This window comes from Gordonibacter sp. An230 (assembly GCF_002159915.1).
Classification (GTDB): Bacteria; Actinomycetota; Coriobacteriia; order Coriobacteriales; family Eggerthellaceae; genus Rubneribacter.
In genome coordinates this window covers 25,400-47,487 of record NZ_NFJP01000003.1, presented here as the reverse complement: position 1 = coordinate 47,487, position 22,088 = coordinate 25,400, and the positions used below count along the sequence as shown (strand labels likewise).

Genomic DNA, 22,088 nt, shown 5'->3' with positions numbered 1-22,088 from the left:
GCAAGCGTGCCGCTTCTCTGCCGCAGCGAAAGGCTCGCGGTGGCAGGATGGTCGCGCGATGCGCGCGTCGACCGCTTTCGCGCAAAGCCCTCTTCTGCAGTTCCTCTTCCTTTCCCGCGACCTGAAAGGGGCTCTCATGGCGCTCAAAACCTATCTCCCGGAAAACGAGGATTCGCCGTCGTCTCAGATTGGGGCGACGCTCGAGGCCCTTGCCGCCACCATCGCCGCCCGACGCGGCGCAGGCGACGAGAGCTACACGCATCGCTTGCTCTTCGGTTCGCCGGACGACGTGCTGAAGAAGGTCATGGAGGAGTCTGGCGAGATGGCGCTGGCCGCGAAGGATGTCGAGTCCTGGGCCACTTCGTCGATTGCCGCCACGCTTGCGGTGGCTGACGCAGATGAGGGCGGCGTCTTGTCCGTGGAGTTGCCGCCCGAGTACGCCGCCGCCGTCGACCACCTGCGCTACGAGGCGGCCGATGTGGTGTATCATCTTCTCGTCGTGCTCGAGCGTTACGGCATCGATCTCGACGAGTTCGCTGCGGAGTTGAACGCGAGGATGACCGAGGCCGAACGCCCACGGGGCGCCGTTCGCTTGTGCGAAGAACATATCAAGAGAGGAAAGTAGGCGGTTTCGGCGGCCTATGGCTGTCGGACCGCTCGACGCTGCGACCTTCAGCAGCGCCCGACCTTCGCGGCGGCGCCGACGATCTGCGTACCATAGCGCGCTTCGTCGTCGCCATCCCCTCGATCTCGGGTGCTGCTGAAGCCCCCGCTAACGTTTACTGAACCGACTAGATTGGAGAGGGGTATCAACATGGCACGACTTTTCGGGACCGACGGCGTGCGCGGCGTGGCCAACACGCAGCTCACGTGCGATTTGGCGTTCAAACTCGGTCAAGCGGCTGTGGCGTTTCAGGGAAAGACCATTCTCATCGGCAAGGACACGCGCCTGTCGGGCGACATGCTGGAGTCGGCTGTAGCAGCTGGCGTCATGTCCATGGGCGGCACGGCGCTTCTGGCGGGCATCATCCCCACGCCGGCCATCGCGCTTCTGGTGCGCGAGCTCGCCTGCGACGGCGGCATCGTGATCTCGGCATCGCACAACCCGCCCGAGTACAACGGCATCAAGCTGTTCGACAACCAGGGCTTCAAGCTGCCCGACGCGGTGGAGGACGAGATCGAGGCGTTCGTGGCTGCGGGCGGCGCGGCGGCTGAGGATCTGCCGGCGGGCGATGCCGTGGGCGTGGCGCTGCCGGTGGAGGAGGCGTGCGAGCTCTACATCGCCCATGCTGTGTCCACGGTAGCTGATGAGGGAATCGATCTTGCGGGCCTCAAGGTGGCGCTCGACGTGGGCCATGGGGCGTCGTGCATGACGAGCGCCGAGGCGCTGCGTCGTCTGGGCGCCGACGTGACGGTGATCAACGAGGACTTCGACGGCACCGACATCAACGTCCAGTGCGGCTCGACCCATCTCGAGCCCGTGCGCGCGCTCGTGGCCGAGATCGGGGCGGACGTGGGCATCGCGCACGACGGCGACGCCGACCGCGTGATGATGGTGGACGCGCGGGGCAACGAGATCGACGGCGACGTGGTGGAGGCCGTGTGCGCCATCGACCTCAAGAAGCGCGGGCTGTTGCCCGGCAACACGGCGGTGTCGACGGTCATGTGCAACCTGGGCCTCTCACATGCGCTGCGCGATGCGGGCATCGAGCTTGTCCAGACGAAGGTGGGCGACCGCTACGTGCTCGAGGCCATGCGCGAAGGCGGTTTCGCCATCGGCGGCGAGCAGAGCGGCCACATGATCTTCCTCGAGCACAATTCAACGGGCGACGGCCTCGTGACGGCGTTGCAGTTCTTGGTGGCGTGCCGCCGTGCGGGCGCGTCGGTCGAAGAGGCTGCGCGCGTGATGACGCGCTTCCCCCAGACGCTCATCAACGTGGAGGTGGCCGACAAGCACGCCGTGGGCGGCAACGCCGCCGTGCGGGAGGCCGTGGCCGCCGCCGAGGCGGCTTTGGGGGATTCCGGACGCGTGCTTTTGCGTCCTTCGGGAACCGAGCCGGTGGTGCGCGTCATGGTGGAGGCCGCGTGCGCCGAAGACGCCGAGCGCCATGCGCGCGCCATCGCCGAGGTGGTTGAGCGCGAAATCTAGGTAAAGCTACAGCCAGCCGCCCCTTGCGACACGTTGCGCAAGGGGCGGCTGTGTGCTTGGCACCCTAAAGCCCCGGGGTGGGGTGCTTCTCGCGGAGCGCGTCTGCGCTTGCGCTGCGCGCAGACGCCTCAACGCGCGAATTTGCTCAAGATGCGCACGAGCAGGCTCGGTTTGCGCACATTAGGTTCCGAGGCGGAGGTCATGCGGCTCAGCTGCGTTTCCGCTGTGCGTAGCGCACTGCTCTCGGCGACGGAAACCTCGATGACGTCGGCTTCGAGCGCCGTCTTCTCATGTTCGCCGTCCTCTGTTCGGCCTTCGGCGGTCTTGGCCGCCTGAGCCGCCTGCTCGACGGCGCGCGCGGCGGCTTGCGCTGCCAGTTCGGCGGCGGTGTTCGCTGCGGCGGCGATCACTTCGGCCTCGTGCGCGCTCGCGCGCGCATCGGACAGGCGCGCGTTCCCTTTGCCGGCCTCGCGCTCGGTCATCTCGTTCGTTGCCATCAGCTGCTCGGCCCGACGCCGCGCCACGTCGCGAGAGGCCTCCCGCTCGGCCGCCTCGAGTCTGCGCTGCTGGGCGCGCTTGATGAGGAAGTCCTGCGAGTCGAACAGCTCCGTCTCGCCTTCGCTGCCGCGCTTCGCGAACGCTCCGAGAGGCGTGTAGCTTCTGTCGGGCAGAAGCTCGCGCAGCTTCGCCGTGTCGCTCATGCACGCGTCCAGATAGCCGAGGATCTGCTCGCGCAGGTCGGCATCGAGGATGGGCCAGGCGATCTCGATGCGTTTGTCCATGTTGCGCGTCATGAGGTCGGCGCTCGACAGGTGCACTTTCATGTCCTCGCGCGGGCCGAAACCGTAGATGCGGCTGTGCTCCAGAAGCCGTCCGACGATGGACACCACGCGCACGTTGTCGGTGAACCCTTCGATTCCCGGCACGATGCACGAGATGCCGCGCACGAACATGGTCACGGGCACGCCGGCCTGCGACGCCTCGACGATCTTCTCGATCACGTCCTTGTCGGTGACGGAGTTCGTTTTGAAGAACAGGCCGCACGGCTGCTCTGCGCGCGCCCGCTCGATCTGCGCGTCGATGTTCGCCAGGATCATCGGTTTGATCTGCAGGGGAGCCACCCAGAGGATGCCGTAGTTGTCGGAGGTGTTCTCAAGCCCCATGTTGCGGAAGAACTCGGTGGCGTCGCGGCCGATCGTCTCATCGGCGGTGATGAACGACAGGTCGGTGTAGAGCTTCGCCGTCTTCTCGTTGTAGTTGCCGGTGCCCAGCTGCGTGATGTGCTGCAGGCCGTGCTCGGTCTGGCGCGTGATGCAGCAGATCTTCGAGTGCACCTTGAAGTCGCGAAAGCCGTAGATCACCTTGCAGCCGGCCTGTTCGAAGCGCTGAGACCACTCGATGTTGTTGCTTTCGTCGAAGCGGGCGCGCAACTCGAACAGCGCCGTGACCTCCTTGCCGTTCTCGGCTGCGGCGATGAGCGCTTCGGCGAGATGTGACTGGCTGGCCAGGCGGTACAGCGTGATCTTGATGGAGATGACCGACGGATCGTTCGCTGCCTCGCGCAGAAGCTGCACGAAGGCGTCCATGCTCTCGTAGGGGTAGGACAGAAGCACCTCGCGCTCGGCCACCTGGTCGATGATGCGCCGGTTGCGGTCGAGGCATGCGGGCCACTGGGGCGAGAACGGCGGGTTCGTGAGCGCGGCGCGCAGCTTCTCGGGCAGACGCGCGCCGAGGCCCCACGTGTAGCCCATATCGAGCGGCACCGCGGTGGCGTACACCTGGTACGCCTTCAGGCCGAGGCGCTTGAGCAGAAGCTTCTCGAGCGTGCTCGAGAGCGGCCGCTCGCATTCCAAGCGCACCGGGGCCAAGCGCGAGCGCTTTTTGAGGATGCGCTTCATGTGCTCGCGGTAGTCCTCGTCCGCCTCGTCCGACCCTTCGGTGGCATCGAGGTCGGCGTTGCGCGTGACGCAGACGACGTTCGTGTGCTTCACAGCGTACATGCTGAATATCTCGGCGGCCACCATCTCGATGGCGTGCTCGAGCAGGATGAACTGCATGCCCTCGCCCGGCAGCTCGATCACGCGCTCGCATTGGCGCGGCATGGGTACGAGGCCGAGCGTCACGCCCTCGGCGCCGAGGTTCTTCGCCTTGTCGGCTTTCTCGGCCTTGTCGGTGCCTTTGGCCTTCGCAGCCTTCTTCTTGGCGGCATCGTGACCCTCGTCGAGGCGCACCACCACGTACAAAGCGCCGTTCTCCAGGTGGGGGAACGGATGGCGCGCGTTGATGATCTGCGGCGAGAGGAACGGCATGACGTTTTGGTGCACGTGGCGGGTCAGAAACGCGCGCTGCTCGTCGTTTAAGTCCTCGGGGCGCAGGTGGCTCACGCCGCGCTCGCGCAGCAGACGGCGCACCTCCTCGAACGTGCGCTCCTGGATGGGGTAGAGCTCGTGGCAGCGCGCGTAGATGGCGGCGAGCTGCTCGGCTGGCGTGAGGCCCGACTTCGAGTCGACGATGTGCTTCTTCACGAGCGCGAGGTCGGTCAGACTGCCCACGCGCACCATGAAGAACTCCTGCAAGTTGCTCCAGAAGATGGAGATGAAGTTGAGGCGTTCGAGCAAAGGCACCGTCTCGTCGGCGCCTTGGTCGAGCACACGTTCGTTGAACGCGAGCCATGAAAGCTCGCGATTCTGCAGGTAAGGGGGCGCGATCGGCGCGATCTTCTCGGCATCTGCGGCGCTCTGCCCGCCCGACAGGGAGGCGTAGGCTTGGTCGGCGTCTGCACTGCGGGCGTCGCCTTTCCTCGCAGCCGCTTGCGCGACATCGGGCGCTGCCTTCGGCTGCGAGGTCTGCTTCTTCTCGACGAGGTCGATCGACGGCTTGTTCGGCGTTTTCATAGACGTCCCCTTCCTGTACGTTGCCGACCGCGCGCTCAACGCGCCGACGGCGACAGCATGCGCTCGATGAGGTAGCCCTCGCGCACGCCGTATTTGCAGATCTCCAGGCGCTTGGCTTCGAAGGCCTCGAACAGCGCGAGGAGGATGACGCAGCCCGGCACGAGCGTGTGGATACGCTCGGCAGAGGCCTTGAGCGCCGTATGCGCGAACGCGTCGGGGTCGACGCGGCACCAGTGCAGTATGGCACGAACGTCGTCGGGCGTCATGGTTTTTGGGCGAGCGCCCCCGCCTGCGGTCTGTGCGAGCATCTTGGCGGCGGCGCGGACGCTGCCCCCGATGCCGAAGAGCGTTTCGGCGCGGTACGCCTCGGCCTGTGGTAGCTCGGCCAGACGTCCAAGCAGCTCGGCGGCGATGGCGTCCATCTCGGGTCCGGTGGGCAGGATGGATCGCACGTGCGCGGCGAACGACGAGAGCGATCCTTGGCCTATGCTCGCGTCGTCGAAGTCGCGCCCGTTCTCGATGCGCGTGAGCTCGGTGGATCCGCCGCCGATGTCCACGAGCGTGCCGCGTTTCACCGAGCGGTCGCACGTGGCGCCGACGAAGCCGAGGTGCGCCTCGTCGCGAGCGGACAGCAGGTTGATGGGCAGCCCGCTCGCGTCCTCGATGGCGGCAACGGCCTCGGCGCGGTTCGTCGCGTTGCGCAGCACGGCGGTGGCGAACACCTCGAGGCGCTTGCAGCGGTAGAAGCGCGCCCGCTTCGCGTGGCCCTTGAGCACGCTCGCGGCCTTCTCGATGCCGGCCTGTGTGAATGCTCCGTTCTCCACGTAGGCCGCGAGCCCCGCCATCACCTTGTCGTTGGCGAGGCTTTTGAAGTCGCGGTTCGTGTACGCGGTCAGGCGGTCGTCTTTCACCTCGTACACGACGAGGCGGATGGAGTTCGATCCGAGGTCGACGACTCCGTAGTTGGGCATGGTGCTTCCTTGTCTCTTGCGCTTCGCGTTCTGCGGCTGCGCGTCGCCTCCTCGGACGCTGCGCGGCTCGCTCAACGATTCCATTCTAAAGAACCCGCGCCCGTCGCGCAAAGCGCGCTGACGGATTGCCGCCAAGATTTTACCGGGGCTTGATGGAGAGGCGTCGGTGGCCGTGCGCTGAGGGTGCGGGCACGAGGGGAGCTTGCCCGGTCGCGGTCCAGTCTTCGCTGCAGCTGTCCTTTCGCGCTCGCGCACGCGTCTTCTTCCGCCGAGCTTCTGCCGACATGCGTCCGATCGCCCCCCCCCCCGGCGTTCTCCGCTCTCTTCCGTTAGGTCGGATTGTGGAGTCTTCCAGGCGAGAGGGGGCGATGCGGGCGCGTGGCCCTCTGGCGTGCAGCGGGCGAGCGGTTTTTTGGCCACGGATCGGCGTTCTGGCACGGATTTCGGCGCTTTCCATGCGAAGAGGGGGAGAGAAGATGGCGAATCCCCAGGTGGCGAACTGGAGGTCGTGCCCGGGCGGGTGCATTTCGTGCCAGAACACCGATCCGTGGCCATTTCGCGACGAACAGTCCGCACGGGATGGATGCGCGCGGCGGGGTCAGGCGTTTGCTCCTCCGCGTTCTTGAGTTGCGCTCGCGCATCCGCTCTCACGTTGCGCTTGCGATTCCCTGCGTTTCCGCATTTCCGGCTCTTTCCCTGCGAGTCGGGGTCGGCCCGCCCCTGTGGTATGATGGCCGGGCTACCGGAGAAAGGACGAGCCATGCTGGAAACCGTCGACTTCTCGCTTGCGCCGCTGCCGAAAGAAGAGTACCGACAGCAGCGCGATGCGCTCATGAAGCGCCTGGTCGTGCTGCAGCAGCAAGCGCGCGAACGGGGTGTGGGCCTCGTCGTGCTGTTCGAGGGGTGGGACGGCGCCGGCAAGGGAAGCCGCATCTCCGATCTGATGTACCATCTCGACGCGCGCGCCACGAGCGTGCACGTCACCGAGAACCTCGACGTGGAGGCCGCGCGCGCCTTTGCGGGGGCCGAGTACGGCGTCACCGGCTTCTATCCCGCCATGCAGCAGTTCTGGCAGACGCTCGGCATGCGCGGCACCATCACGTTCTACGACCGCGGCTGGTACACCGTCGCCACCCAGCGCATGCTCTATGCCGAGTACGGCGATCTTGTGCTGGGCGGTCGCAGCGCCGAGGGGAGCAAGAACGCGAAGGGGGAGAGGAAGCCGATGGCCGAGGCCATCGCCGAGGCGCGCGACGAGCGCCACATCGACTCGCTGCGTCGTGCGCTCACCTCGGCGGCCGACTTCGAGCGGCAGCTCGTCGACGACGGCTATCTCGTGACGAAGTTCTTCGTGCACGTCACGAAGGAGGCGCAGAGAAAGCGCCTCGTCCGTCTGCACGACGATCCCGCCACGCGCTGGCGTGTGGACGAGCGCAAGCTGGCGAGCGTCGACGCCTACGAGGAGGCTTACCGCCTCTACGACAACCTGCTCGAAGGAAGCGATTTCTCCTATGCGCCGTGGCACCTGGTCAACGGAGAGGACAAGCGCCGTGCGAACCTCGAGATAGCGAAAACGCTTGTCGACGCGCTCGAAGCCGCGCTCGCGGCGGCGCCCGATGCCGAGGCCGCCCAAGCCGCAGCGAAGGCGCAGGCGAACTCGGCCGGCGCGCTGGCGGGCGCTTCGTGCGCAGAGCGCACGCCCGAGGAGGCGGCGCGCGTCCTCGAGGAGGCCGAGCGCGCCGCGGCCGAGGCAAGCGCCCGCGCCCCGCGCGCGTCGCGCTTCCGTCTTCTGCCCGACCCGCCGGAGGCCGATGGAAAGGACAGCGCGCCCGCCCTCGACCCGGAAGTCTACAAGCGTGAGCTCAAGGAGCAGCAGAAACGCCTCAACCGGCTGGAGATGGAGATGTACCAAAAGCGCATCCCCCTCATGCTCATGTACGAAGGATGGGACGCGGCCGGCAAGGGTGGCAACATCAAGCGCGTGGCCCAGGCGCTCGACGCGCGCGCCTACACCATCTTCCCCAGCCCCGCCCCCACCAAGCCCGAGCTTCTGCACCCGCACCTGTGGCGCTACTGGACACGGTTGCCGAAAGCGGGCCACGTGGGCATCTACGACCGCAGCTGGTACGGACGCGTGCTCGTGGAGCGCGTGGAGGGCTTCGCGTCGGTGGCTGAATGGACGCGCGCCTATGACGAGATCAACGAATTCGAGCGCGAGTTGGTGCGTTGGGGTGCCATCCTGCTGAAGTTCTGGGTGGACGTGAGCCCCGAAGAGCAGCTGCGCCGCTTTCGCGACCGCGAGGAGGATCCCGCCAAAAGGTGGAAGATCACCGACGAGGACTGGCGCAACCGCGACAAGCGCCCCCAGTACCAAGCCGCGGTGGACGATATGCTGCGCCTCACGTCCACGCCCATCGCCCCCTGGATAGTGCTCGAGAGCGACGACAAGCGCCGCGCCCGCGTCGAGGCGCTCAAAATCATCAACGACGCCCTCGAAGCGCGCTTGCGGGAAACCTGAGATAGCGCTACTATGGATGCCGACATCGAACGCGACCGTGCGCGCTTGCGCGCTTGAATGCAAAAAGGGGTAATCAGCATGACGCTTTTCGGAATCACCGTGCCCATGGAGGCCATCTGGATCATCGTGGCCATCATCGTGCTCATCATTGTGGTGTTCATCGCGAAAGGCTTCATCGACGAGATGAAGAAGTAGGGCGCCGTCTCCGGCTCCCGTCGGAAACGTGCGTTTTTCGCAGAACGCGCCCCCATCTCGGGGGCGTTTGTTTATTATGTAACGGTTGAGAGACGGCAAGTTGCGACTGTCCTGCGGCGGCGTTCGGCGGGTTCGGCGCCTCCGTTCGACGGCGTTTGGAGGGCGAGTATGTCCGAATATCCACAGCATCCCGACGTTCCCCCGCGCGGTCGCCATGCGCGCGGGCCGGCGCCCCAGGATCCGGCATCGCAGCCGCAGCGCAGCTTCGGCGCGGGTCGGCCCGCGTCTCAGGCGGGTGATCGGGCCGGTGCGCAGCCTCGGCCCGGCCAGATCCCTCCCGCTGCGAACGCGTACCGCCGACCGGGCACCGCGCCGGCGTCCCAGAGCGCGCCGCACCCGCACCAGGGCGCTCGCCCCCAGGGCGACGCTGCGCAGCCGGCGCAGGGAAGGCCCCAGGGCGCGCGGCAGGCGGGGTCGTACCGTCCGCAGGACGCCGCGTGGCAGACGGGGCAGCGCCGTCCGCAAGGCGTGCCAGGGACGCAAAGGCCCCAGGGCGCTTCCGGAACGTACCGTCCGGCGCAGCCTGCGGGAGGCTACCGTCCGGCGCAGCCCGCAGCCGGTCGCGGACCGTCCGCAGCGCCGAAGAAGGGCGGCCCGTGGCGTGTCGTGTTCTGGATCGCGCTCGTCGTGTTCGTCATCGCGCTCGCGGCCCTCGGCGTGATCGGATTTAGCTACTGGCAGGGCCAGCGCGCCTACGACGACATCGCCGAGCAGGCGTTCTCGGCTCCGTCCGACATCGAGGGCACGTCGCTTGCCGACCTTTCGGTGGACTGGGATGCGCTGCGCGCCATCAACCCCGACGTGGTGGGCTGGATCTACGTTCCCGGCACGGTGGTGAACTACCCCATCGTGCACACCGACGACGACAGCACCTATCTCACGCGCGACTTCAACGGCAACGAGGGGGGGTCCTGGCTGCCCACGTACGGCACCATCTTCCTGTCGGCGGCGAACACGGGCGATTTCTCCGATCCGAACAACATCGTCTACGGCCACCATTTGAACAACGGGTCGATGTTCGCGTGCTTTGCGGATTTCGCCGACCAGGCCACCTTCGACGAGCATCGGACGATCTACCTGCTCACGCCCCAAGGCAACTACCGCCTGACCACGTTCTCGCTCATGCACGTGGACGAGAACGATCCGCTCGCGCAGACGAGGTTCACCGACGACGCCGCTCGCGTGGAGTACGTGCAGGACAAGATCGACCGCTCGGTCGTGAAGGCCGACGGCATCGCCGCAGCCTCCGACATGGGGCGCACGTTCGCGTTCGCCACGTGCGACAACGTCGTTTCGAGCAAGCGCTACGTGCTGTTCGCCTCCGTGACTGAGAGCACGGCCGACGCTTCGGCCGATCCCGACGCCGTCCAGGCGGTGGGGGAGGCGGCCGCCGAGACGACGGGGGAGGCCGTCGGCGAGGCGTCCTCTGACGATGCCGGGGAGGCCGCCGCGTGAGCGTCCTTCGACATCGCGCCCGCCTTGGCCGATCGGAGCGTCCCGACCGGTTGGAGGAGGAGTGCGCCGTCTTCGGCGTGTTCGCTCCAGGCGAGGACGTCGCGCGCATGACGTGCTTCGGCTTGCAGGCCTTGCAGCATCGCGGCCAGGAGAGCGCGGGCATCGCCGTGGGCGACGGCGAGACGATGATGGCGGCGAAGGACCTGGGATTGGTCACGCAGGTGTTCGACGAGGCCACGCTGGCTGCGCTCGAGGGATTCGTGGCCGTGGGGCACGTGCGCTACTCCACGAGCGGCGGCGCGGCCTCGTGGGAGGCGGCCCAGCCGCACATCTCGGCCATCGACGACGTGCTGATCGCGCTCGCGCACAACGGCACGCTCGTGAACACGGCGGCGTTGCGCGCCCGGCTCGTCCGCGACGGCGTGCAGCTGCGCGCCGGCACCGACAGCGAAGCAGCCGCGAAGCTCATCGGCCAGGTGACGCAGAAGACGCACCATTTGCGCAACGGCATCCGGCACGCGATGGAGGCGATCGAGGGTGCCTACGCCATGGTGCTGGCCAGCCCTGACGCGCTCTACGCGTTCCGCGACCCGAACGGCATCCGTCCGCTGTGCATCGGCGAGCTGCCGCAGGGGCGCGGCTGGGTCGTGTCCTCCGAGACGTGCGGGCTCGACATCGTGGGCGCGACGTACGTGCGCGACGTGGAGCCGGGCGAGATCGTGCGGTTCAACGCCGAGGGCGTGCACTCCGAACAGGGCGTCCCCGCAGGTCGGCGCGCTTCGTGCATCTTCGAGTACGTCTACTTCGCCCGCCCCGACAGCGTGATCGACCATCAGAGCGTCTACCAAGCCCGGCGCTCTTTGGGCCGCATCCTCGCGCAAGAGGCGCCCGCGGAGGCCGATCTCGTGCTGGGCGTGCCCGACTCGGGCGTGCCCTCGGCCCTCGGGTTCGCGGCAGAGAGCGGCATCCCGTATGCGGACGGCATCGTGAAGAACCGCTACGTGGGCCGCACGTTCATCGAGCCGACGCAGGCCATGCGCCAGCTGGGAATACGCCTCAAACTCAACCCGCTTCCATCGGTCATCCGCGGCAAGCGGCTCGTCGTCATCGACGACAGCATCGTGCGCGGCAACACTTCGAAGAAGCTCGTGCAGATGCTGCGCGACGCGGGCGCGGCCGAGGTGCATCTGCGCATCGTGAGCCCCGAGGTCAAGTGGCCGTGCTTCTACGGCATCGACACCGACACGCGCGATCAACTGATCGCGGCGAACATGAGCCTAGACGAGATGAACGCGTGGATCGGTTCCGATTCTTTGGCCTTCATCTCGCTCGAAGGATTGCGGGCGGCTGTGCCCGATGCACGACACCAGGGCTTTTGCGATGCTTGCTTCACGGGAGACTACCCGGTGGCCATCCCTGAGGCGCTCGCAGCGAAAAGCTTTTCAACCAAGAAGGATTTCGAGGACGTGTACGCCGAAGGCGCCAAGGGCGCCGACGCATAGAACCCAGAGGTGCAAGGAGAGAGCATGACCGACAGAATCACCGTCAACCCGGCCCAGAATAGCGACGCCCCCTCTCTGCCCAGCTGGATGGGCGAGGAGGCTGTGACCTACGCCCAGGCGGGCGTCGACACCGCCGAGGGCGCGCGCGCCGTCGAGGCCATCAAGGACGTGGTGCACGCCACGTACCGTCCCGAGGTGGTGGGCGACATCGGCGGCTTCGGCGGCCTGTTCTCTATCGCGGCGGCCAAGGGCATGGAGGATCCGCTTCTAGTGAGCGGCACCGACGGCGTGGGCACGAAGCTCAAGGTGGCACAGCTGGCCGGCAAGCACGACACGGTGGGCATCGATTTGGTGGCCATGTGCGTAAACGACATCCTAGCGTGCGGGGCCGAGCCTTTGTTCTTCTTGGACTACGTGGCCATCGGCAAGTTGAAGGCCGAGAATGTGGCCGAGATCGTGAAGGGCATCGGCGAGGGGTGCAAGCAGGCGGGCTGCGCGCTCATCGGCGGCGAGATGGCCGAGCATCCCGGCGTGATGGAGGCGGACGACTACGACTTGTCCGGCTTCTGCGTGGGCGTGGTGGATCGGTCGCGCATGCTCGATCCCGAGAGCGTGCGCGAGGGCGACGTGCTCGTCGGCCTCGCGTCGAGCGGCTTGCACTCCAACGGCTACTCGCTCGCGCGCAAGGTGTGCGTGGAGGGGAAGACGCACTACGAGCTGCGCCTTGCGCGCGAAGAGCTTGGCGGCGCCAGCGTCGAGGAGGCGCTTTTGACCCCCACGCGCATCTACGTGAAGCCGGTGCTGTCCGCACTTAAGGCATGCCCCGGTGCCGTGCGCGCGCTCGCGCACATCACGGGCGGCGGCATCACGGAGAACCTCGACCGCGCGCTGCCCGAAGCGTGCGACGCCGAAGTCGATCTGGGCACGTGGCCCGTTCCTCCCATCGCGAAGTTCGTGTGCGACGCGGCGCACCTTGACGAGGGGGAGGCGCTCAAGACGTCCAACATGGGTTTGGGCATGATCCTCATCGTGGATCCCGCCCGCGCCGAGGAGGTGGAGGCCGCCTTGCGCGCCGCCGGCGAGACGACCTACCGCGCGGGCCGCATCGTCGCGGGTTCGAAGGCGGTGCGCTACGCGAACGAGGGCGCGCTGTATGGCTACGAGGGGTAGGCGTCGGGCCGGGCTTGCAGATGAGCGATGCGTTCCGCGGGTTTGCGGTTCGCGCTCGCATGCTGCGGCGCGCGGTGCTTTGATCGGCATCGGTTTGCGATGGGTTTGAACGGCGCTGTGCGATCGGGGAAGAAGGCGGTAGCCGGCGGCGCGTGACCGCTCGGGAGCTTTGAGATGGTCGGTGTGCGCGCGGGCGGTTCTGCAAAGAGGAGGCGCGCCGTTTCGCGTTGCAGCGTGAAACGGGCAGAGATGGAAGGTTGGGAATCGGAAGGAGGCGCGATGGAGCCGTTGAAGATCGGGGTGCTGCTTTCCGGCAGCGGGACGAACCTGCAGGCCATCATCGACGCGGTGGCGGGCGAGGGGTTGCCGGTGGATATCGTGAAGGTGATCTCGTCGCGGCCGGGCGCGTACGGCATCGAGCGCGCGCGGACGGCGGGCATCCCCGCGGTGGCGCTCAACCGCGACGTGTACGCCGACCCGCTGGCCGCCGACGCGCGCATCGTGGAGGAGCTGCGCGCGGCGGGCGCGGAGTACGTGGCGATGGCGGGCTACATGCGCAAGCTCACGCCCGTGATGCTGGACGCCTTCCCCGATCGCGTGCTGAACCTGCACCCGGCGCTTCTGCCGTCGTTCAAGGGCGCGCACGCCATCCGCGACGCTTACGAGGCGGGCGTGAAGGTGACGGGCGTGACCGTGCATTTCGCGAACGAGGACTACGACAAGGGCCCCATCGTGGCGCAGGAGCCGGTGCGCGTGGAGGAGGGCATGTCGCTCGACGAGTTGGAGGCGGCTATCCACGCGGTGGAGCATGCGCTGTACCCGCGCGTGTTGCGCTGGGTGGCGGAGGGCCGCGTGAGCATCACCCCTGAAAGGACAGTGCGCATCGACGCCGTGTCGTGAGAGCCGTCCCCGATAGCGCGAAGGAGTTCCCATCATGGAAAAAGCCGTATTGCAGACCATCATCGCCGATCTGAGGGCCGGGCGCGCGCCCGTGCTTTCCGCGGAGGACTTCCCCTGCTTCTCGGCGGAGGCCCTGGAAGGCAACGGGCATGTGTCGCCCGCGTATTTGGACATGCTGGCGAAACGCCTCACGGCGGCCGACATCCCCACGTTCGAGCGTGCGCTGCGCGCCATCGACGAGGGCGACTTGGCGTGGCTGGGTTTCAAGGTCGTCTACGATGCGGACGAGGCGCAGCGCAACACCGACAACGAGGTGACGAAGAAGTACGGCGACACAGGCTCGGCCGACGGGGAGCCGCTCGTGTTCTTCTGCAACGACGCGAAGGAGATCGTGGCGTCGCGCGAGCCGAGTCCGCGCGACGTGTTCCAGATGAAGGACGTCACGCGCGGCCCCAGCATGCACAATGAGCAGTTCGAGGGCCTCACCTGGCTTTCCGTGCCGCTGTTCGAGGCGGTGCGCGTATGGCTTCTGGGTGCGTCGGACGCGGCGAGCGAGGTGGCGGCGCTGGCCGCGCACGTGGGCTTCGACGTGACGGTGGTGGATTATGATCCTGCCTACGTGAGCGAGGCGCGTTTCCCGAGCGCGCGGCGCATCGTGCTTGAGGGCGGCGGCTTCGATGGGCTGGCCGATCTTGCGTGCGCGCCGCAGGACTACGTGTGCGTGCTGACGCGCGGCCACATGTTCGACCCCGAGGGCTGCGTGTGGGCCACGCGGCACGGCGCGCACTATGTCGGGCTCATGGGGTGCGCGGGCAAGAACGACCGCGTCCACGACCTCGTGTTGGCCGCCGGCGCCACCGAGGCCGACTGGGAGCGCGTCAAGCGCCCCATCGGTCTGAAGTTCGGCGCCAAGACCCCCGCCGAGCTGGCCATCGCCATCGTCGCCGAGCTGGTGGACGTGCGTTACCGCCAACGCTACAGCGAGGAGGCCCGCGCCAAGCACGAGAAGAGCCTCGGGCGGGAGTAGGGCTGCGCGTTAGTATTCGCCCGCGCGCTTCCTGCGACAAGGATGGGGTTGGCGGTTCGGGATGCCGGGTCGCCAACCCCAACCCGCTTGGGTTTCATTTTGCGATGGTGAGTCACCCTGCGTTCCCTATCGACGCCCCTGGGGTCGCCGGGGACGGGGCGGCCGCCTTGCCTCGCCGTCGGCCCGCTCCCGTCCGTCTTACGCCGCGCGCGCCTCCGCGCGCTTGATGGAGCGCACGAGGTGCACAGAGCACACGGCGAACGCCGCCAACCCTACGAGCGCGCCTGCCAATCCCACGTCGGCGATGCCCGCTGCTTGCGCCACGGCCCCGCCGATCCACGTGCCGCTTCCTATCCCCAAGTTGAAGATGCCCGAGTACGCCGACATGGCCACCGCCGAGGCATCCTCTGTCGAATTGGCCAGCACTTCCGACTGGAACGCCACGTTGTAGGCGGTGTAGCATGCGCCCCACAGCGCGCATACGGCCACCGTCGCGGCCGCGCTTGCCGCCGTCGCCAAAAGCAGGGCCATCGACGCCGCCACGCCGATGACGACGGCTCGCATGAGCGGGAAACGCATGCGGCCGTAGGCGCGCGAGAGCAGGGCGCTGCCCGCCATGCCCGCCGCACCGTAGAGCACCAGCGTGAAGGTGATCAGTCCGTCGGGGAAATGAGCCACCTGCTGCAAGAACGGCTCGATGTAGCTGTAGCAGGTGAAGTGTGCGGTGGCGAACAGCGCGGTGACCACGTAGATGTTGCGCAGCGCGGGCGCGGCGAAGAGCGTCGGAAGCTCGCGGGGCGAGAAGGGTTTTCCCGCGGCGAGGCGAGGGGTGGCCGCGGCGAGGTAGGCCAGGATGCCCAGCGCCACCGCGCCCACGCAGGCGAACGTCATGCGCCAGCCGAGGAGCAGCCCGATGGCGCGGCCGAGCGGTAGCCCGCACACCATGGCGACGGACGATCCCGTGACGATGACGCCCACCGCGACGCTGCTGTGCTTCTCGCCCACCACGCGCACCGCCAACGGCGAAGCGATGGACCAGAACACCGCATGGGCCGCCGCCACCATGAGGCGCGCGCCTGCGAGCAGGGAAAACGAGGGAGCCAGCGCCGAGGCGACCTGCCCTGCGGCAAACAGGGCGATGGAGGCCAGCAGCACGGCCTTGAGGTTGAACCGCGAGGCGAGCACCATGAGGGGGATCGACAAGAGCGCGACCGCCCATGCGTACAGCGAGATGATGAGCCCTGCCTCGGCCTCGGTCAAGGAGAAGCTTTCCGCTATGTCGATCAGAAGCCCGATGGGCATGAACTCCGACGTGTTCATCACGAATGCGGAAAACGCCAGCCCGATGAGGGCCATCCAGTGCGCACGGGACATGATCTCGCTTCTCCTTTCTTGAAAACAGCGGGTGCGATTGTAGCAGACCCGTGCAAAGGGCGGGTAAAGCTTTTGAATTCGGCGGCCGTTCGATCTTCGCGCCGCCATGGCGGCTCTCGCGCACCTCCAATGACGGTTCTCGTGCGCCGCTCCGACGCCTCCGGTTCTTGCCCTATTTCCGCCGTCTGCCGAGTTGTGGGAGGGGGCGGCCTATGCGCGGGAGTCCGGGCAGCTGTGCGGGTTCATAATGGAAACGTTGTGGGTTGGCGCAGCCAGCACGGGAATGCGGCAGCGCGTTTCAGGCGCCGTCGCCGAAAGAAAGGATGTAAGGCCATATGAGCGATCCTCAGATCAAGCGGGTTTTGATGTCGGTGACGGACAAGACGGGGGTGGTGGAGTTCGCTCGCGCCCTGTCTGAGGAGTTCGGCGCGGAGATCATCTCGACGGGCGGCACGGCGCGCGTCATCGCCGAGGCCGGGGTGCCGGTCACGCCCATCGACGAGGTGACGAACTTCCCCGAGATGATGGATGGCCGCGTGAAGACGCTGCACCCGATGGTCCACGGCGGCCTGCTGGCGAAGCGCGACAACGCCGACCACATGGCGCAGGCGGCCGAGCACGGCATCGGCATGATCGACATGGTGGTGGTGAACCTCTACGCGTTCGAGAAGACGGTGGCGGGCGGCGCGGGCTTCGCCACGTGCATCGAGAACATCGACATCGGCGGGCCGTCCATGCTGCGCAGCGCTGCGAAGAACTTCGAGAGCGTGGCCGTGGTCACCGACCCGGCCAGCTACGACGCTATCTTGGCTGAGATGCGCGCCAACAACGGCGCCACCACGCGCGAGACGCGCGCGAAGCTGGCGCTGCGCGTGTTCCAGACCACGAACGCCTACGACGGGGCCATCGCCGCGTGGATGGGCGTGCAGCTGGGCGAGGCGGCCGCCGCCGATGCCTCGCAGGACGACAAGTTCCCCGCCGCCCGCGCGCTCGGGCTCTCAAAGGCGCAGGACCTGCGCTACGGCGAGAACCCGCACCAGTCCGCCGCGTTCTACCGCCGCGACGACTACGCGGGCGCGGCGCACAGCCTGGCCCACGCCACGCAGCATCAGGGCAAGGAGATGTCGTACAACAACTACCTCGACGTGGACGCCGCGTGGGCGGCCGTGCGCGAGTACGACAACCCGGCGTGCGTGATCGTGAAGCACCTCACGCCCTGCGGCGTGTGCGAGGACAGCGACCTCGTGGTCGCCTACCAGCGCGCGCACGCGTGCGACCCGGTGAGCGCTTACGGCGGAGTGATGGCGTTCAACCGCCCGGTCACAAGCGACGTCGTGGTGGCGATCTTCGAGAACAAGCAGTTCGTGGAGGCCATCATCGCGCCCGAGTTCGCGGCCGACGCGCTGGAGATGTACGCCGCGAAGAAGAACGCGCGCCTGCTGTCCACGGGCGGCGTGAACCCCGCCGGCGGGGAAGTGGAGTACCGCTCGGTGGAGGGCGGCCTTCTGTGCCAGGACAGCGACGCCGTGCATGAGGACCCCGCCAGCTTCACGGTGCCCACGAAGCGCCAGCCCAGCGACGAGGAGCTGACCGAGCTTCTGTTCGCGTGGAAGGCGTGCAAGTCGGTGAAGAGCAACGCCATCCTTATCTCGAAGGACCACGCCACGGTGGGCGTGGGCGGCGGTCAGCCGAACCGCGTGAACTCCGCGCGCATCGCCGTGGAGCAAGCGGGCGAAAAGGCCCAGGGTGCCGTGGCGGCTTCGGACGCGTTCTTCCCGTTCCGTGACGGCTTCGATGTGCTGGCGCAGGCCGGCGTGACGGCCGTCATCCAGCCGGGCGGCTCCATCCGCGACGAGGAGGTCATCGCTGCTGCCGACGAGCAGGGCATCGCGATGGTGTTCACCGGCCACCGCCACTTCCGCCACTGATCGGCTCTCGCTGATGCCGCCCCGCCTTCTGCTCTGGCTTCGAAGGCGGGGCGGCGTTTTTGGACGGTTGCCGCTGGTCCGCGCGACGTTTGCCCGCTGCTCGCCTTCCGTCCGTCTACCGGACGCGCCCCGCCTCTTCGTCTGCTGCCTCTGCTCCGCCGGTCTGCCCGCATCCGCGGCTTTTCGAGCCGTGGGCGAAAAGGATCCGAATCATCGTTGCTTCGAACGCCTGTCGGCGGACGGGGGAGACGCGTTTGAGAGAAGCGCCCGGTCGGTTCGCCCTCCTTTCGGAGCGGCGGGGCGACAGGTGCCGATTCGGGGCGTTTTCGTGCGCCGAGGCGGGCCGGGGCTCGTGCTATACTGGGGCCTTCCGGGTCGACGTTCGCGGGATGGCCGGATCGAGCGCGCAACCGCGCCCTCGCGCGAAGGGTGCAACGGAAAACGACTTGAAAACGACAGGCTGAAGAAAGCGCGCAGACCGCCCGCGCGACGGCGCGGGCGGGTATGCTGCCCTGTGCCGCCCTTGTTCGCACGGACGCCCTCCGTTCGTGCTTGCGGGCGTCGCGATCGCACCGAAGGAGGATCTGCCGTGATAGTGCTCGACGAGCCGTACGCATCCGAGCTTCTCGTCTCTTGGCTCGAGGAGTCGCAGCATCCCGTGCTCGACAACGGCTTCGCCCGCTCGCTCGCGCCCGCGCGCCTCAACCTCGTGCCGCGCGAAGAGGCCGTCTCGCGCCTCGAAGGCGGCGAGCGCGTCTACACGAACTCGGAGAACGCGCTCGCTTGGATCGCGGACAACGTGCGCAACGACGACCTCGTGCGCGCCATCAGCCTGTTCAAGGACAAGGCGGCCATGCGCGCCGCCCTTGCGCAGCTCGACCCCGGCCTGCTCTTCAAGACGTGTTCGGCCGACGAGCTGTTCGAGCTCGATTTCTCCCGGCTCGAGCCTCCGTTCGTGCTCAAGCCCTCCGTGGGCTTCTGCAGCATGGGCGTCCACGTGATTCGAAACCGCGACGATTGGGAGCGCGCGCTCGCCGACATACGGAAGAACTCCTCGGTCTGGCGGAGCAGGTATCCGGAAAGCGTCGTCGGCTCGGGCTCGTTCATCCTCGAGGGCTACGTCGAGGGCACCGAGTACGCCCTCGACGCCTACTTCGACGAGGAGGGCCGCGCGCATCTGCTCAACGTGCTGCGCCACGATTTCGCATCGGCTGCGGACACGTCCGACCGCATGTACGTGACGAGCGCGCCTCTCGTGCGCGAGACGGCGCCCCTGTTCGCCACATGGCTCGATCGTGTGAACGCGCTCGTGGGCGCGCGCAGCGTTCCCGTGCACGTGGAGGTGCGCGTGAAGGACGGGCACTTCACGCCCATCGAGTTCAACCCGCTGCGCTTCGCGGGCCTCGGCGGCACCGACGTGAGCTTCCACGCGTACGGCTACCGCACGTACGAGGCGTTCCTCGAAGGGCGCGATCCCGATTTCGACGCCGCGTTCTCCGGCAAGGACGGCAAGGTGTACACGATGTCGCTTCTGAACCCGCCGGCCGACGCCACGGGTGAGGAGGCGTTCGACTACGACGCGTTCGCCGCCCGCTTCTCGAACGTGCTCGAGCTGCGGCGCTTCGATGCGGATCGCGTGGGCAGCTACGGCTTCCTCTTCCTCGAGACGGATGCGGATTCGGCAGACGAACTGGACTTCCTCATGTGCTCCGACCTCAAGGAGTTCCTCCGCTAGGCGCGGGGGGAGGAAATCGGGGCGCCATCGTGAAATTCAGCATCAGAAACCTGCTTGTGGGGCTGATCATCGTCATCGTGCTCGCGGTGGTGCTTTTGCGCGGAGACCAGCTGGTGGAGCTGGCGGACACCATCAGGAAGGGCTCCGTCGTCCCGCTTGTCGCGGCGCTGCTCACGCAGCTGGGCAAGTACTTCGCACAGAGCTTCGCGTACTCCTACGCCTTCGAGGCCGTCGACGAGCGCATGGGCCCGCGCGAGACGCTGCCGCTCGTGTTCGGCACGTTCTTCATGAACACCATCGCGCCCTCGCTCAACTTGGCGGGCACGACGCTCGTGGTGGACGACGCGCGCCGTCGCGGCATCGCTCCCGGCAAGGCCACGAGCGCGGCGCTGCTCATGCAGATCACCATCGACTCGGGCTTCGCCACCATCATGCTCGTGGGATTCGCCATCCTCGCGTTCACGGTGGGGCTGTCGCCTCTGTGGTTTCTGCTGGGGCTGCTCGTCATCGTGCTCGTGGGCGGGATGGTGCTCGTGCTCGTGCTCGGACGCAAGCGGCCGGCGCTCGTGCTCAGGCTGCTGCGCCCTGTCGAGCGGCTGGTGAACCGCATCCTCGCGCGCTTCAAGAAGCCCGCGCTCGATCCGTGGGTGGAGCGCGCCGTGGCCTCGTTCTCGGATGCGGCGGGCCTCATCGGGCACAACCCCAAGACCACCGCGAAGGCGTTCGCTTGCTCCATATTCGCCAGCACGTGCGAGCTCGCGTGCTTCAGCCTGGTGGGCGTCGGTTTCGGCGTCACGCATCCCGAAGCGCTCATCTGCGGCTATGTGGTCGCCACCCTGTTCGCCATGATCTCGATCACGCCGCAGGGCGTGGGGGTCGTGGAGGCGGCCGTCGTGGTGGCGTTCACCTCGTTCGGCGCGTCGGGTGCGGCGGGCCTGTCCATCGCGCTCGTGTACCGCGGCATCGTGTTCTGGTTCCCGTTCCTCGTGGGCGCGGTGCTCATCCAAACCACCAAGACGTTCAAGCGCGAGGCGAAGCGCGTCGCGCGCGATCAGGAGAAGGGCAAGGGCCGCATCGGCGGCACGGCCCATGTGGCGAAGCGCCTCGACGAGGAGGCTTTGCGTGCGCCTCGGCCGGAGGTGCATCCGCGGGCAGAGGCGGCTGGGCGAGCGACGCATTCGCAGACTGGGGCGCGTGCCCGGGCAGCGCATCCGCAGACTGAGGACCGCGCGCAGACAGATCGCGCTTCGAGGGCGGAGGAGGCGTTCAGGGTCGCAGACGCCTCGCAGACGGCGGTTCCGCAGCGTGCGGATGCGCGGTCGGATTCGACGGGCGGCGAGCGCTAAAGGACCTGCTCGCGGCTCGCGGCGCGTTCGCGGGCCTTCTCCTCCAGGCGCGCGAGGGGCACGATCTTCGTCATGACGGTGCCGTCGGAGACGACGTCGCCCTCGTCGTCGAAGGCAGTGACGCGCCAGAACTGCTTGATTCCGCCCGAGCGCGCGGGCTCTTCGCGCTCGAGCTCGGCCACGCCGCGCAGAAGGCCGGCTGTGCCGCTTTTGCGATGGCGCACGTGCACGTCGATGCCGAACGGGCGCTCGACGTCGAAGTCGGTGCTCTGCTCCGTTCCGATGCTCGCCACCGTCTCGAGCAGCGCGATGGTGGCGCCTCCGTGCAAAAACCCGAAGGGTTGGAACAGATCGGGCGTGATGGGCATCGTCGCCTCCACGCGGTCCTTCGCAACGGATACCGTCGTGATGCGCAGCGTGTCTACTAGGGCCATGGGCATCTCCTTCAACGTGCCCGTGCGGAGGCGGGCTTCGCGGTTCTCGTGCATCAGTATACCCGAGCGCGTGCGCGTCGGCACCGGACACTCGGCGGCGTCCGTCCCCAGCTGGCAGTCGTTGGGCGGCGGGCATGGCAAGGCCGTCGCGCTTCGGGCGGTGGTGGACGAAGCGCGGGCGGGCATTGCCCGCCGTCGACGGCGGGGCTTCGGTGGAGAAGTTGCTTTCGGGATGGTTTCCCACCGAAGGGCCCTGCTCGCAATCGTTGATGTCGCAAGCGAGATATGCTAGGTGCAGTTTTGCCTTAGCTGATTCGGGACAAAAAGGTCATAGCCCATGATCGGCGTATTTTGATGCCGTAATTATTAAGCGACGTGCGCTGTCGGAATCGCTTTCGATGGTGAATGCTGTCGATTTGCTGCAGAGCTC

15 protein-coding genes are annotated in these 22,088 nt (G+C 67.3%); 11 read left to right on the top strand and 4 right to left on the bottom strand.

The genetic code is table 11. From position 1 onward, the window contains the following. Positions 1–136 precede the first annotated feature (136 nt). Both B5F40_RS02340 and glmM read left to right on the top strand, forming a co-directional pair. Positions 137–625 carry a phosphoribosyl-ATP pyrophosphatase gene (locus tag B5F40_RS02340; protein WP_087192884.1) on the top strand — a complete coding sequence of 163 codons (489 nt, stop codon included), beginning with the start codon at positions 137–139 and terminating at the stop codon, positions 623–625. Between the two features lie 189 nt (positions 626–814). Further along, positions 815–2,149, top strand: a complete 1,335-nt coding sequence (gene glmM / locus B5F40_RS02335) for a phosphoglucosamine mutase (protein WP_087192776.1) — start codon at positions 815–817, stop codon at positions 2,147–2,149. A 128-nt stretch (positions 2,150–2,277) separates the two neighbouring features. On the opposite strand, the gene ppk1 is transcribed toward glmM, so the two are convergent. Both ppk1 and B5F40_RS02325 read right to left on the bottom strand, forming a co-directional pair. Next, complete coding sequence (ppk1, locus tag B5F40_RS02330) at positions 2,278–5,043, bottom strand: polyphosphate kinase 1 (RefSeq protein ID WP_239442865.1); 2,766 nt, start codon at positions 5,041–5,043, stop codon at positions 2,278–2,280. Positions 5,044–5,078: 35 nt separating this feature from the next. Beyond that, entirely contained in the window at positions 5,079–6,014 is a 936-nt protein-coding gene (locus B5F40_RS02325) for a Ppx/GppA phosphatase family protein (protein ID WP_087192775.1), read from the bottom strand. Positions 6,015–6,774: 760 nt separating this feature from the next. On the opposite strand from B5F40_RS02325, the gene B5F40_RS02320 reads away from it, so the two are divergent. The 6 genes from B5F40_RS02320 (at position 6,775) to B5F40_RS02295 (ending at position 14,841) form a co-directional block, all read left to right on the top strand. Then, positions 6,775–8,532, top strand: coding sequence for a polyphosphate--AMP phosphotransferase (locus B5F40_RS02320; RefSeq protein ID WP_087192774.1), 1,758 nt, complete (start codon positions 6,775–6,777; stop codon positions 8,530–8,532). 363 nt (positions 8,533–8,895) lie between these two features. Next, a complete protein-coding gene (srtB, locus tag B5F40_RS02315; protein ID WP_087192773.1) occupies positions 8,896–10,242 on the top strand; it encodes a class B sortase in 1,347 nt (448 codons plus the stop codon). Next, positions 10,239–11,744 carry an amidophosphoribosyltransferase gene (gene purF, locus B5F40_RS02310; protein ID WP_087192772.1) on the top strand — a complete coding sequence of 502 codons (1,506 nt, stop codon included), beginning with the start codon at positions 10,239–10,241 and terminating at the stop codon, positions 11,742–11,744. Before srtB ends, purF begins: the two co-directional genes overlap by 4 nt. Positions 11,745–11,768: 24 nt before the next feature. Then, positions 11,769–12,914, top strand: a complete 1,146-nt coding sequence (gene purM / locus B5F40_RS02305) for a phosphoribosylformylglycinamidine cyclo-ligase (RefSeq protein WP_087192771.1) — start codon at positions 11,769–11,771, stop codon at positions 12,912–12,914. Between the two features lie 279 nt (positions 12,915–13,193). Continuing rightward, complete coding sequence (purN, locus tag B5F40_RS02300) at positions 13,194–13,814, top strand: phosphoribosylglycinamide formyltransferase (protein WP_087192770.1); 621 nt, start codon at positions 13,194–13,196, stop codon at positions 13,812–13,814. Positions 13,815–13,848: 34 nt separating this feature from the next. Next, positions 13,849–14,841, top strand: coding sequence for an XdhC family protein (locus B5F40_RS02295; RefSeq protein WP_087192769.1), 993 nt, complete (start codon positions 13,849–13,851; stop codon positions 14,839–14,841). 198 nt (positions 14,842–15,039) lie between these two features. Here B5F40_RS02295 and B5F40_RS02290 read toward each other — a convergent pair whose 3' ends face one another. Continuing rightward, a complete protein-coding gene (locus B5F40_RS02290) occupies positions 15,040–16,215 on the bottom strand; it encodes an MFS transporter (RefSeq protein WP_087192768.1) in 1,176 nt (391 codons plus the stop codon). 335 nt (positions 16,216–16,550) lie between these two features. Between B5F40_RS02290 and purH the strand changes: the two genes are divergently transcribed. The 3 genes from purH (at position 16,551) to B5F40_RS02275 (ending at position 21,224) form a co-directional block, all read left to right on the top strand. Next, positions 16,551–18,143, top strand: coding sequence for a bifunctional phosphoribosylaminoimidazolecarboxamide formyltransferase/IMP cyclohydrolase (gene purH / locus B5F40_RS02285; protein WP_087192767.1), 1,593 nt, complete (start codon positions 16,551–16,553; stop codon positions 18,141–18,143). A 589-nt stretch (positions 18,144–18,732) separates the two neighbouring features. Next, positions 18,733–19,878: an ATP-grasp domain-containing protein gene (locus B5F40_RS02280; RefSeq protein ID WP_087192766.1), complete on the top strand. Its 1,146-nt coding sequence runs from the start codon at positions 18,733–18,735 to the stop codon at positions 19,876–19,878. A 29-nt stretch (positions 19,879–19,907) separates the two neighbouring features. Next, positions 19,908–21,224: a lysylphosphatidylglycerol synthase transmembrane domain-containing protein gene (locus tag B5F40_RS02275; protein WP_239442864.1), complete on the top strand. Its 1,317-nt coding sequence runs from the start codon at positions 19,908–19,910 to the stop codon at positions 21,222–21,224. Here the strand turns inward: B5F40_RS02275 and B5F40_RS02270 are convergent. Next, a complete protein-coding gene (locus B5F40_RS02270) occupies positions 21,221–21,658 on the bottom strand; it encodes a PaaI family thioesterase (protein WP_087192765.1) in 438 nt (145 codons plus the stop codon). The genes B5F40_RS02275 and B5F40_RS02270 overlap by 4 nt on opposite strands. Positions 21,659–22,088 lie beyond the last annotated feature (430 nt).

What these genes read in the sequence shown, in the direction of transcription:
- ppk1 (WP_239442865.1), bottom strand. Translation starts at nt 5,043, where the DNA reads ATGAAAACGCCGAACAAGCCGTCGATCGACCTCGTCGAGAAGAAGCAG.
- B5F40_RS02320 (WP_087192774.1), top strand. Translation starts at nt 6,775, where the DNA reads ATGCTGGAAACCGTCGACTTCTCGCTTGCGCCGCTGCCGAAAGAAGAG.
- B5F40_RS02325 (WP_087192775.1), bottom strand. Translation starts at nt 6,014, where the DNA reads ATGCCCAACTACGGAGTCGTCGACCTCGGATCGAACTCCATCCGCCTC.
- B5F40_RS02290 (WP_087192768.1), bottom strand. Translation starts at nt 16,215, where the DNA reads ATGTCCCGTGCGCACTGGATGGCCCTCATCGGGCTGGCGTTTTCCGCA.
- purN (WP_087192770.1), top strand. Translation starts at nt 13,194, where the DNA reads ATGGAGCCGTTGAAGATCGGGGTGCTGCTTTCCGGCAGCGGGACGAAC.
- glmM (WP_087192776.1), top strand. Translation starts at nt 815, where the DNA reads ATGGCACGACTTTTCGGGACCGACGGCGTGCGCGGCGTGGCCAACACG.
- srtB (WP_087192773.1), top strand. Translation starts at nt 8,896, where the DNA reads ATGTCCGAATATCCACAGCATCCCGACGTTCCCCCGCGCGGTCGCCAT.
- B5F40_RS02270 (WP_087192765.1), bottom strand. Translation starts at nt 21,658, where the DNA reads ATGGCCCTAGTAGACACGCTGCGCATCACGACGGTATCCGTTGCGAAG.
- B5F40_RS02340 (WP_087192884.1), top strand. Translation starts at nt 137, where the DNA reads ATGGCGCTCAAAACCTATCTCCCGGAAAACGAGGATTCGCCGTCGTCT.
- B5F40_RS02295 (WP_087192769.1), top strand. Translation starts at nt 13,849, where the DNA reads ATGGAAAAAGCCGTATTGCAGACCATCATCGCCGATCTGAGGGCCGGG.
- purH (WP_087192767.1), top strand. Translation starts at nt 16,551, where the DNA reads ATGAGCGATCCTCAGATCAAGCGGGTTTTGATGTCGGTGACGGACAAG.
- purM (WP_087192771.1), top strand. Translation starts at nt 11,769, where the DNA reads ATGACCGACAGAATCACCGTCAACCCGGCCCAGAATAGCGACGCCCCC.